At 61.9% G+C, this 11,762-nt stretch carries 11 protein-coding genes; 8 read left to right on the top strand and 3 right to left on the bottom strand.

Annotated elements, in window-relative coordinates:
- Positions 1-5: 5 nt before the first annotated feature.
- A complete protein-coding gene (locus HU762_RS02430; RefSeq protein ID WP_186632411.1) occupies positions 6-1,247 on the bottom strand; it encodes an OprD family porin in 1,242 nt (413 codons plus the stop codon).
- 250 nt (positions 1,248-1,497) lie between these two features.
- Here HU762_RS02430 and HU762_RS02425 point away from each other — a divergent pair, with 250 nt between their 5' ends.
- The 8 genes from HU762_RS02425 to HU762_RS02390 all read left to right on the top strand — a co-directional run bounded on the left by HU762_RS02425 (position 1,498) and on the right by HU762_RS02390 (position 9,643).
- Entirely contained in the window at positions 1,498-2,436 is a 939-nt protein-coding gene (locus HU762_RS02425; protein ID WP_186632407.1) for a LysR family transcriptional regulator, read from the top strand.
- Between the two features lie 97 nt (positions 2,437-2,533).
- Positions 2,534-3,337: a putative hydro-lyase gene (locus HU762_RS02420; RefSeq protein ID WP_186632403.1), complete on the top strand. Its 804-nt coding sequence runs from the start codon at positions 2,534-2,536 to the stop codon at positions 3,335-3,337.
- A gap of 38 nt (positions 3,338-3,375) precedes the next feature.
- Positions 3,376-3,933, top strand: a complete 558-nt coding sequence (locus tag HU762_RS02415) for a hypothetical protein (protein ID WP_186632400.1) — start codon at positions 3,376-3,378, stop codon at positions 3,931-3,933.
- 31 nt (positions 3,934-3,964) lie between these two features.
- On the top strand, positions 3,965-4,885 hold the full coding sequence (locus HU762_RS02410; protein WP_186632397.1) for a LysR substrate-binding domain-containing protein: 921 nt from the start codon (positions 3,965-3,967) through the stop codon (positions 4,883-4,885).
- Between the two features lie 106 nt (positions 4,886-4,991).
- Positions 4,992-6,416: a UDP-glucose/GDP-mannose dehydrogenase family protein gene (locus HU762_RS02405; protein WP_186632394.1), complete on the top strand. Its 1,425-nt coding sequence runs from the start codon at positions 4,992-4,994 to the stop codon at positions 6,414-6,416.
- A gap of 128 nt (positions 6,417-6,544) precedes the next feature.
- On the top strand, positions 6,545-7,252 hold the full coding sequence (locus tag HU762_RS02400) for an HPP family protein (RefSeq protein ID WP_186632391.1): 708 nt from the start codon (positions 6,545-6,547) through the stop codon (positions 7,250-7,252).
- Between the two features lie 129 nt (positions 7,253-7,381).
- Positions 7,382-8,488, top strand: a complete 1,107-nt coding sequence (locus HU762_RS02395; RefSeq protein ID WP_186632388.1) for an enoyl-CoA hydratase/isomerase family protein — start codon at positions 7,382-7,384, stop codon at positions 8,486-8,488.
- Between the two features lie 3 nt (positions 8,489-8,491).
- Positions 8,492-9,643: an acyl-CoA dehydrogenase family protein gene (locus HU762_RS02390; RefSeq protein ID WP_186632386.1), complete on the top strand. Its 1,152-nt coding sequence runs from the start codon at positions 8,492-8,494 to the stop codon at positions 9,641-9,643.
- A gap of 196 nt (positions 9,644-9,839) precedes the next feature.
- Here the strand turns inward: HU762_RS02390 and HU762_RS02385 are convergent, their stop codons facing one another.
- Together HU762_RS02385 and HU762_RS02380 are read right to left on the bottom strand one after the other, a co-directional pair.
- Complete coding sequence (locus tag HU762_RS02385) at positions 9,840-10,613, bottom strand: enoyl-CoA hydratase (RefSeq protein ID WP_186632383.1); 774 nt, start codon at positions 10,611-10,613, stop codon at positions 9,840-9,842.
- Between the two features lie 13 nt (positions 10,614-10,626).
- The gene (locus HU762_RS02380; RefSeq protein ID WP_186632379.1) at positions 10,627-11,754 is read right to left on the bottom strand and encodes an acyl-CoA dehydrogenase; all 1,128 of its coding nucleotides are present in this window, start codon (positions 11,752-11,754) and stop codon (positions 10,627-10,629) included.
- Between the last annotated feature and the right edge of the window lie 8 nt (positions 11,755-11,762).

Below are 11,762 nucleotides of genomic sequence, written 5' to 3'. Positions count from 1 at the left end.
GGGCGTCACCACAGCGCCATCGTGTAACTGACAATCAGCCGGTTCTCATCCAGGTCATTGCCGAAGTTCGAGCGCACCGTTGCATTGCGCCATTTCAAACCCAGCCCTTTCAACGTACCGTCCTGGATGACATAGGCGATGTCGGTGTTGCGTTCCCATTCCTTGCCCTCGCCGGCGGCGCTGCGCTGGACGTTGTCACCGCTGATGTAGCGGGTCATGAAGGTCAGCCCTGGCACGCCGAGGGCGGCGAAGTTGTAGTCGTACCGGGCCTGCCAGGAGCGCTCGTCGACGTTGGCGAAATCGCCAATTTGCACGAAGTTGACCAGGTAGGGATCGCTGCGCGAGATATACGGGAACGGATCGTCGCCGCTCATGCGTTGATAGCCGAGGCCCAGGGCGTGGCTGCCAAGGCTGTAGGTGAACAGCGCACCGAATGCCTGGTTATCGATGGCGCGGAAGCTGCCGTCCTCGGTGCTGCGCGAATAGCGCACGTCACTTTTCAACGACTGCCCGGGGCCCAGATCCAGGGTATGGACGAAGCCCAGGTAGTTCTGCTGATAGACGTCCGCAAGCTTGCCATACCGGTATTGAGCGGTGAAATTCGGCAGGAACTGATAGTCGGCTCCGGCGAACTGGAAGCGGTCGCTGGTGCCGCCAATGCGGTTGGCGGTCATGTCCTGGTAGTCGGTAGAGTCGACGAAATTGATCTGGGTGAGCTGCCCGGCGGTCAGTTTCAAACGGTCGATTTCCTGGACGCTCAGCAGCCCGCCCTTGAAGGTTCCCGGCAACAGGCGCGAGTCGTTGGAGTTCACGACCGGGTCCTTGATCTGCAGCGTTCCCACTTTCAGGGTGCTGTTGGACAGGCGCATCTTGGCGGTCAGGCCGACTTCGCCGTAGCGGTCCTGGGAGCCGCCGGACAAGTCCGCCGGCAACAAATTGGTGCCCGCCGTACCGCCGCCGGAATCCAGTTTGAAACCGGTCATGCCCAAGGCGTCCAGGCCAAAACCCAGGGCGCCGGCGGTGTACCCCGACTCGATGCGCAACAAGAAGCCTTGCGCCCACTCTTCGGCCTTGTCCCGCGCGCCCTCTTGCCTGAAATCACGGTTGAAGTAGAAGTTGCGGGCCTCCAGGCTGGCTTTGCTGTCGTCCAAGAAGTCGGCGTGGGCTATCGGCGCGCCGAGCAGGCCGAGGCCGAGCAAGGTACCGGCCGGTGTACCGCGCCAGCGGATCGCGATGAAACGGGGCATGGGGGTGCTCCTTTTTTTGGGCACGAGCGGTCCCTTCGGGGACGGCGTACGCGCCTCGTTTATTGTGTGGGGCAGTGTCGTTGGGACGACGCACCCGGCGGGGCGTCGTGGGACGGATTCTTCCCAGCGGCCCATCAGCGCGTCAAACGGGAAAAAGGCACGCTTGGGCATAAGAAAATTTGATGCCCGCTCAGGCTCGACCTGGAGTAACAATTGCAACCATAAGAACGAAAACGCCAAGAGAACCCCCATGAATCTCAAGTTCCTCGAAACCTTCGTCTGGGTTGCGCGCCTGCAAAGCTTCAGCCTGACCGCGGAGAAAATGTTCAGCACCCAGGCGGCGATTTCCAGTCGGATTGCCTCGCTGGAAGACGAACTGGGCCTGCGCCTGTTCGTGCGTGACTCGCGTGGCGTGTCGCTGACGCCCGAAGGCATCAAGGTGCTCGAATATGCCGAGCAGATGCTCGAGGTCCAGCGTGCCCTGAAGCAGTCGTTGGACAAAAGCGCCCCGCAACAGGGTTTGGTGCGCATTGGCGTGATGGACACGGTGATTCATACGTGGCTCAGTCCGCTGATGTCGATGCTGATGCAGGCCTTCCCCGCCATCGAGATCGAAATCACCGCGGACGCGGCGCGCAACCTGTGCGAGCAGCTGCAAAAAGGTTACCTGGACATCGCGTTCCAAACGGACCTGGTCCGCCACGAAAGCGTGCGCAACCTGGAATTGGGCCATTACCCGATGCACTGGATCGCCGCCAGCCAATCGATCTATGCCCGGCCCTATGCCTCGCTGATGGACATGGCCAGCGAGCGCATCATCACGTTCGTCAAACATTCACGGCCCCATCAGGATGTGCTCAGCCTGTTGCATGCCCACGGCGTCAGCGCGCCGAGGGTCAGTTGCGTCAACTCGGTATCGGCGATGACGCGCCTGATCGGCGACGGTTTCGGCATTGGCGCGTTGCCGGCGGCGCTGGTGGCAAAATCCCTGGCGCTGGGCGAGTTGATTCAACTGGAGCCTGGCACCGCCCTGCCCCAGCTCGATGTCGTGGCCTCGTGGCGCGCGGGGGTTGGGCTCGAACTGATCGAGAGCATCGTACAGATGAGTCGCCAGGTGGTTTGCCAATACGCCACGGACGTGGGACCGCAGCGCATGGTGGCGGCACCGGGCCTGTCGAGCGTTGAATAACTTTTACTTGTCGGGGGGTACCGATTTTCCTTGTTGGACGCCGTCGTGCTGATTTTCTAAAAGGGTTTATTAGAAAAAGACCCATGGAGATCCCAAGATGAGCCCGTCAGCCCTTTCATTCGAACAGTTGCAGCCTTGTTCGCCCCAAGCCTTGCGCCAGAACATCGCGGCCGGTCGATACCAAGGCCATACCAGCGGCCTGGGCCAGGGTCGGGTGCAGGCCAACATCGTGATCCTGCCGGGTGACTGGGCCAACGAATTCCTGCGGTTCTGCACCCTCAATCGCCAGGCCTGCCCGGTGCTCGACGTCAGCGAACCCGGCGACCCGTTCCTGCGCAACCTCGGCGTTGCCATCGATATTCGCCACGAGGTGCCCCGCTACCGGGTCTTCCGCCACGGCGAGTTGAGCGAAGAGCCGCTGGACATCGAACACCTGTGGCAGGATGACCTGGTGGCCTTCGCCCTCGGCTGCTCGTTCTCCTTCGAGCAACCGCTGCTGGAAGCCGGTATCCGTCTGAGGCACATCGACCTGGGGCGCAATGTCGCCATGTTCCGCACCAGCATCGATACCCGCCCGACCGCGCGGCTGTCTGGCAAAATGGTCGTGACCATGCGGCCGATGAAAGCCGCCGCGGCGATCGAGGCAATCCAGATCACCGGGCGCATGCCCAACGTCCACGGCGCTCCAATACACATCGGCGACCCTGCGCTGATCGGCATTCACTCGCTGGACGCGCCGGACTACGGTGATGCGGTGCCGGTCGAAGCGGATGAAATACCGGTGTTCTGGGCTTGCGGCGTAACGCCCCAATCGGTGGTCCAGGCGTCTCGTCCGCCGTTGTGCATCACCCACGCGCCGGGTTGCATGCTGGTGACGGACCTGTGGAACAGTGAGTTGTAAAATCGAACAAGGCAGTTTTTCAACCTGAAGGACACGCGATGAACACCGCTCGGTTATCGATCCAACACTACATCAGCGCCAAGGACGGCAACCGCCCCCATCTGCTGGGCCAGGCCTTTACGTCGGTGGCTATCCTGGACATGGTCGTGCGCACCGGTTCCATCGCGTTTCCCGACCATGTCGAAGGCCGCGCCGCGATTGGCGACGTATTGGTCAGCCGTTTTGGCCAGGCCTTCGAAAACGTCTATACGTTCTGCCTGGCGCCCCCACCGCTGGCAGACGCCGACACGTTCCAGTGCAAATGGCTGGTGGCGATGTCAGACAAGAACAGCGGTGAAGCGCGAGTCGGTTGTGGCCTGTACGACTGGTCGTTCGATCCGCAATCGAGGTTGGCCGAACGACTGACCATCACCATCGAACACATGAAGACCCTGCCCGCGGCTGATTTGCCGAGGGTCATGGCTTGGGCATCGCGGCTGGATTATCCATGGTGCCGCCCGGAAGCGGCGGTCGATAACGCGCCGGATCCAGCCGCGCTTGAAGAGGTGTTTGAGTACGTGATCAATCCCCTCGCCCCCGTTCGGGGCCCGGTTTGAATCCCCACGACCGCTGCGAGGTAGCGTCCCAGTGAATATCAAGTTTCTCGAAACCTTCGTCTGGGTCGCCCGCCTCAAGAGTTTTCGCCTGACGGCGGAAAAATTGTTCACCACCCAGGCCTCCATTTCCAGCCGGATCGCGGCCCTGGAAGATGAAATGGGCGTGCGCCTGTTCGTGCGCGATTCCAAAGGTGTCTCGCTCACCTCCGAAGGCCAGCGGGTGCTGGAATACGCCGAACGCATCATGGACACCATGCAGAGCATGAAAGCGGTGATCAAGGACCCGCGGCAAGTGCGCGGGCGGATCCGCATCGGCGCAATGGACACGGTGATCCACACCTGGCTCAGTCCCTTGGTGACGCGGCTGATGGAGCGCTACCCGGCGCTTGAAATCGAACTGACCGCCGATACCGCGAGCAACCTCTGCTCGCAGCTGGAAAAAGGCTATCAGGACATCATTTTCCAGACCGACATCCTGCGTCTGGACAGCGTGCGCAACACCCTCCTGACACGCTATCCCATGCATTGGGTGGCGCGTACCGGCTCCGTGTATGACCGGCACTACGCTTCGCTGGAGGATCTGTCCCAAGAACGCGTCGTGACGTTTTCGCGCAACTCACGGCCGCACCAGGACCTTCTCAACATGCTGCACTCAGCCAACGTCGTCTCGCCGCGTATCAACTGCGTGAACTCGGCATCGGCCATTACCCGCCTGGTTCGCGATGGATTTGGTATCGGCGCCATGCCTGCGGCGTTGGTGGTGGGCGAGCTGAGCCACGGCACCTTGACCTTGGTAGACGGTGTGCCGCTGCCGTCGGTGATGGATATCGTTGCCAGCTGGCGCACTGGCGCCGGCATGGAACGGGTAGAAGACATTGTCAGCCTGACGCGGGAGGTGGTCGACGAATTCGTCGCGCAACTGCCGGCGCAATACCGTCTGCACGAAGGTTAGCCCCCGGACCTGTCAGTGAACTGCAACATCCCCGCCCTATCCTCGAATGGGCGCACTGCGGCGAGCCGCGGGTTGCGCCCGCTCGGGATGGTCCAGGGAGTCCGCCATGAAAATCAGTGTGTTCGGCAGTGGTTACGTTGGATTGGTGCAAGCCGTCGTGTTGGCCGAAGTGGGCCATGACGTGGTGTGCATGGACATCGATGCGCAGAAGATCGAAACCCTGCGCCAGGGCCAGGTCAGTATTTATGAGCCAGGGCTGGCGGCGCTGGTGCGCGAGGGGCTTGAAGCCGGGCGCTTGCATTTCACCTGTGACGAACAGATCGCCGTGGAGCATGGCCAGGTGCTGTTCATCGCCGTCGGCACCCCTTCGCGCGACGACGGCTCGGCGGATCTGCGCCAAGTCCTGGCCGTCGGCGAAGCGGTCGCCCGTTATCGTATACGCCCCGTCGTGGTGGTGGAGAAATCCACCGTGCCGGTGGGCACCGGCGATGTCCTGAGGGCCCACATCGACAAATGCCTGCTCAAGGCCGGGCGTTTGCTGCAGTTCGATATCGTCTCCAACCCTGAGTTTCTCAAGGAAGGCTCGGCCGTCGCCGATTGCCGCCGCCCTGATCGCATCGTCATCGGTTGCGAGCGCGAGGACGTACGCGAAACCATGCGCGAACTGTACGCGCCGTTCAACCGCAACCACGACCGCATCCTGTTCATGGACGTACGCAGCGCCGAGCTGACCAAATATGCGGCCAACGGCATGCTGGCGACCAAGATCAGCTTCATCAACCAGATCGCCGAACTGGCCGAACACTTGGGCGCAGACATCGAGTCGGTGCGCCAGGGCATCGGCGCCGACTCACGCATCGGCTACCACTTCATTTATCCAGGGTGCGGGTATGGCGGGTCCTGCTTTCCCAAGGACATGCGCGCCCTGATCCACACCGCCGAGCAAGCGCATTGCTCGAGCGACCTGCTGCAAGCGGTGGAAACCGTCAACCTGCGCCAGAAACACAAGCTGTTCGAACGCATCAACGCGTTCTATAGCGGCGATCTGCGGGGCAAGACCTTTGCGCTGTGGGGCCTGGCCTTCAAACCCAACACCGATGACATGCGCGACGCCCCCAGCCGCACGCTCCTGGAGTCGTTGTGGGCCGCCGGGGCCAGCGTCCGCGCCTTTGACCCCGAAGCCATGCAGCAGACCCAAAGGCTTTATCCCCATGAATCGAAGCTGATGCTCATGGGCACGCCGGAATCGGTCTTGGCAGGGGCCGACGCGCTGATCATCTGCACCGAATGGCAGTCGTTCAAGGCGCCGGATTTCCAACTGATCCAGCAACGACTCAAGGCGCCGGTGATTTTTGACGGACGAAACCTCTACGATCCGGATCGCATGGCCGACAAAGGCTTTACCTATTTCCCGATGGGCCGGGGACAATCGCGGGACTTGCCCGTCGCCCAGCAGGCATGGTTTGAGGCGTCCAAGCGCGCACGAGCCTCCTTACATCAAAATAAGTGCACTCAAGCAGCATTAATATGAATTTGTAAGCGAAGGTCGTGAGCGGCACACTGTTCATCGTTCCTCCCCCAACTGTTGGAACACTTAAAGGGCTTTCAGGGATTTTCCCGTAAGCCCCTTTTTTTGTTCGTTTTTTGGATTCTCGCTTAATGTTTTCTCGCTGGTTCCCCGCTGCCATCAATACCCGTCCCACCGAGTGGAGCCGCGCCGCCATCGGCATGGCCCTGGGAACAATGTTCAGTGTCTGGCTCTGTGGCCAAGTGTTCGGCCTGGAAGTGGCGCAACACCTGATCGGCCCACTCGGGGCCTCCGCTGTGCTGCTGTTTGCGGTCTCGTCGGGTGCCCTCGCCCAGCCTTGGTCAATATTCGGCGGTTATCTGTGCGCCTCCGTCCTGGCGTTGCTGGTGGCCCATGTGCTCGGCCGCACGCTGGGCAGCGCTTGCCTGGCCGCCGGCATGGCGCTGGTGTTGATGTGCTGGCTGCGTTGCCTGCACCCTCCGGCGGGCGCGCTGGCGGCGACATTGGTGTTGGCCGATCCGTCCATCGTTGCGCTGGATTGGCAGGCGCTCGGTGCTGCGATGCTGGCTGGCTGCGGCCTGCTCGTGTTCGCATTGGCCTATAACAACCTCACCCGCGTGCGTTATCCCAAGCGTGCCAGCGAGCCGGTAGCGGTCATCCCGGCCGACCACCCGCCCATCGATCGCCAGGCCATTACCGCCGAAGACTTGAAACTGGCACTTGAGGAAATGGAAGCGTTTTTCGACGTAACCCCCGAAGATCTCGAGCAATTAATCCATACCAGCGAGCGTTACGCCAAGCGCCGCAGCATCACCGAGGTGCTGTCGGGTCGCGGTTGACCTCATGCCTGCTATAAATATGCAGAAAGGACCTGCATGTATCCCGGTTGTGCAATGCAAATTTGCGCTGTTACGATCCCGATACGCGCGACGAAATTTACAAAGAACAATAAAAGCAGGGAGTTAGCGATGACAGTTCAGGTTTCATCCCAAGCTGCGGGCGGTATCGAAACCGCGCCTTACGAAGTGCTGGTCGAGGTCCGTAATCACATCGGCCACTTGACCCTGAACCGCCCCGCTGGCCTCAATGCCCTCACCCTGGGCATGGTGCGCAGCTTGCAGCAGCAACTCGATACCTGGGCCAGCGATCAGCAGATCCGCGCCGTGGTGCTGCGTGGCGCCGGCGACAAGGCGTTCTGCGCCGGCGGCGATATCCGCTCGCTGTACGACAGCCACAAGCAGGGCGATACCCTGCATGAAGACTTCTTCGTCGAGGAATACGCCCTCGACCTGACGATCCACCACTACCGCAAACCGATCCTCGCGCTGATGGACGGCTTTGTGCTGGGCGGCGGCATGGGACTGGTACAAGGCGCCGACCTGCGGGTGGTGACCGAACGCAGCCGGCTGGGCATGCCCGAGGTTGGTATCGGTTACTTCCCGGACGTGGGCGGCAGCTATTTCCTGCCGCGCATCCCCGGTGAGCTGGGCATCTACCTGGGCGTCAGCGGCGTGCAGATCCGCGCCGCCGACGCGTTGTATTGCGGACTGGCCGACTGGTATCTCGACAGCCGCAAGCTTGCACAACTCGACGAGCGTCTCGATCGCCTGGAATGGCACGACGCACCGCTCAAGGATTTGCAAAGCCTGCTGGCCAAGCTGGCGGTGCAGCAGCTCCCTGCCCCGCCCCTGGCCGACTTGCGGCCGGCCATCGATCATTTCTTCGCGCTGCCCGATGTGCCCAGCATGGTCGAGCAGTTGCGCCAGGTCACGGTCGCCAACAGCCATGAATGGGCACTGAAAACCGCCGAACTGCTGGAAACCCGTTCGCCCTTGGCCATGGCGGTGACGCTGGAGATGTTGCGTCGTGGCCGTCGCCTGAGCCTGGAAGACTGTTTTGCCCTGGAACTGCACCTGGACCGCCAATGGTTCGAGCGCGGTGACCTGATCGAAGGCGTGCGCGCCTTGCTGATCGATAAAGACAAGAATCCGCGCTGGAATCCACCGACCCTGGAGGCGCTGGACGCCGATCATGTGGCGAGTTTCTTCGACGGCTTCGACTACCACGGGAATTGAATCATGCATGACCTTGAGCTGACCGAAGAACAAGTGATGATCCGCGACATGGCTCGTGATTTTGCCCGTGGCGAAATCGCGCCGCACGCCCAGGCCTGGGAAAAAGCCGGCTGGATCGACGATGGTCTGGTGGCGAAGATGGGCGAACTGGGCCTGCTGGGCATGGTGGTGCCCGAAGAATGGGGCGGCACCTATGTCGATTACGTGGCCTACGCCTTGGCCGTGGAAGAAATCTCCGCGGGCGACGGTGCGACCGGCGCACTGATGAGCATCCACAATTCGGTGGGCTGCGGTCCGGTCCTGAATTTCGGCACCGACGAACAGAAAAAGACCTGGTTGGCCGACCTTGCCAGCGGCCAGGCGATTGGCTGTTTCTGCCTGACCGAACCCCAGGCCGGCTCCGAGGCGCACAATCTGCGCACGCGGGCCGAATTGCGCGACGGCCAATGGGTCATCAATGGTGCCAAGCAGTTCGTCAGCAACGGCAAGCGCGCGAAACTGGCGATTGTCTTTGCCGTGACGGACCCGGATCTGGGCAAGAAAGGCATCTCGGCGTTCCTGGTGCCGACCGACACCCCGGGGTTCATCGTTGATCGCACCGAACACAAGATGGGCATTCGCGCGTCGGACACCTGCGCGGTCACCCTGAGTGACTGCAGCGTCCCCGAAGCCAATCTATTGGGCGCGCGGGGCAAGGGCCTGGCCATCGCCCTTTCCAATCTCGAAGGTGGTCGCATCGGTATCGCCGCCCAAGCCCTTGGCATCGCCCGAGCTGCCTTCGAAGCGGCCCTGGCCTACGCCCGCGACCGGGTGCAGTTCGACAAGCCGATCATAGAGCACCAGAGCATCGCCAACCTGCTTGCCGACATGCACACTCGCCTGAACGCCGCCCGACTGCTGATTCTGCACGCCGCACGACTGCGCAGCGCCGGCAAACCCTGTCTGTCGGAAGCCTCCCAGGCCAAGCTGTTCGCCTCGGAGATGGCCGAAAAGGTCTGCTCCTCGGCGATACAAATCCACGGTGGGTATGGCTACCTCGAGGATTATCCGGTGGAGCGCTACTACCGCGATGCGCGGATTACCCAGATCTACGAGGGTTCGAGCGAGATCCAGCGGATGGTCATTGCCCGAGAGCTCAAGCACTACTTGGTGTAAAGCTTCGCGAGTTCAATCGCGGTGGCAATCAAATCCCCGTGGCGAGGGAGCTTGCTCCCGCTCGGCTGCGCAGCAGTCGCAAATCGGTCAATGCAGTTCACCTGAAGAACCGCAGGGGCCTGCTGCGCAGGCCAGCGGGAGCAAGCTCCCTCGCCACGGGGGCGTTCAACCCCGCCCCACTGTGGACTTTCCTCTATTACTTGTCCTGGAACTCCGCCGCACGCTTGGCCACGAATGCGGCCATGCCTTCCTTCTGATCCTGCGTGGCAAATGCGGCGTGGAATACCCGGCGTTCGAAACGCACGCCTTCCGACAGGCTGACTTCAAAGGCGCGGTTGACGCTTTCCTTGATCATCATGCTGATGGGCACGGATTTGGACGCGATCAACGCCGCGGTTTTCAGCGCCTCGTCCAGCAATTCATCGGCCGGAACGATGCGTGCGACGATGCCGCAGCGCTCCGCTTCGACCGCATCGATAAAGCGCCCGGTCAGGCACATTTCCATGGCCTTGGCCTTGCCCACCGCACGGGTCAGGCGCTGGGTGCCGCCCATGCCCGGCAACACGCCGAGGTTGACTTCCGGCTGGCCAAACTTGGCGTTATCGCCAGCCAGGATGAAATCGCACATCAACGCCAGCTCGCAGCCGCCACCCAGGGCAAAGCCATTCACAGCGGCAATGATCGGCTTGCGACGGTTGGCGACGCGGTCGCTGTCGCTGAACAAATCGTCCAGATATATCTGCGGATAGGTCAGCTCGGCCATCTCCTTGATGTCGGCACCGGCGGCGAAAGCTTTTTTCGAGCCGGTCAGGACGATGCAACCAATCTTCGGATCGGCTTCCAGACTGTCCAACGCCTGGTTCAGCTCGCTGACGATCTGCGCATTCAGGGCGTTCAGCGCCTGGGGACGGTTGAGGGTAATCAGGCCGACGCGGTCCTTGATCTCCAATAGAATCGTTTCGTAATTCATGCGTGACTCCTGTTCAAAGATTGCGCGAAATGACCATGCGCTGGATGTCGCTGGTGCCTTCATAGATCTGGCAGACCCGCACGTCGCGGTAGATGCGCTCCAGCGGGAAGTCGTTGAGGTAACCGTAACCGCCCAGTGTCTGCAACGCCATGGAGCAGACCTTCTCGGCCATTTCCGAAGCGAAGAGCTTGGCCATGGACGCTTCCACCAGCGCCGGCTGGCCGTCATCGCGCAGCGCGGCGGCATAGTGGACCATCTGCCGCGCCACGGCGATCTGGGTCGCCATGTCGGCCAGGCGGAACGCCACGGCCTGGTGCTCGATGATCGGCTTGCCGAAGCTTTGCCGTTCGCGCGCATAGTCGCGAGCGGCTTCGAACGCTGCCCGGGCCATGCCCACCGACTGCGCGGCGATGCCGACCCGCCCGCCTTCCAGGTTCGCCAGGGCAATCTTGTAGCCCTCACCCTCCTCCCCGAGCCGATTGCCCACTGGCACCTTCACGTCCTCGAACAGGATCTGGCAGGTGTCGGAGGCGTGCTGGCCGAGTTTGTCCTCGACCCGCGCCACACTGTAGCCCGGTGAATCGGTGGGCACGATGAAGGCGCTGATGCCACGCTTGCCGGCGCTCGGGTCGGTGACCGCAAACACGATCACCACCCCGGCGTTCTGCCCGGAGGTGATGAACTGTTTGCAACCGTTGAGCACGTAATGGTCCCCCTCCAACCGCGCCCGAGTCTTCAGGCTGCTGGCGTCCGATCCAGCCTGGGGCTCGGTCAGGGCGAAGGCGCCGAGCATCGCCCCGCTGGCCAGGGGTGTGAGGAATCTCTCCTTTTGCTCATCGGTGCCGAACTTGAGAATCGGCACGCAACCCACCGAGTTATGCACGCTCATGATGGTCGAGCAGGCACCGTCGCCGGCGGCGATTTCTTCCAGGGTCATCGCATAGGCCAGGTAACCGGTGTCACAGCCGCCCCACTGCTCCGGCACCAACATGCCGAAAAAGCCCAGCTCGGCCATTTCACCGATGGCTTCGCGAGGGAAACGGTGTTCGCGGTCCCATTCGGCGGCGAACGGTTTCAGGCGCTCCTGGGCGAACTGCCGGGCCATGTCGCGGATTTGGGTTTGTTCTTCAGTCGCAAGCATGGTGGTGA

Source organism: Pseudomonas sp. SWRI92 (assembly GCF_014268685.1).
Lineage (GTDB): Bacteria > Pseudomonadota > Gammaproteobacteria > Pseudomonadales > Pseudomonadaceae > Aquipseudomonas > Aquipseudomonas marvdashtae.
This window is presented reverse-complemented; position numbering and strand designations above follow the sequence as displayed.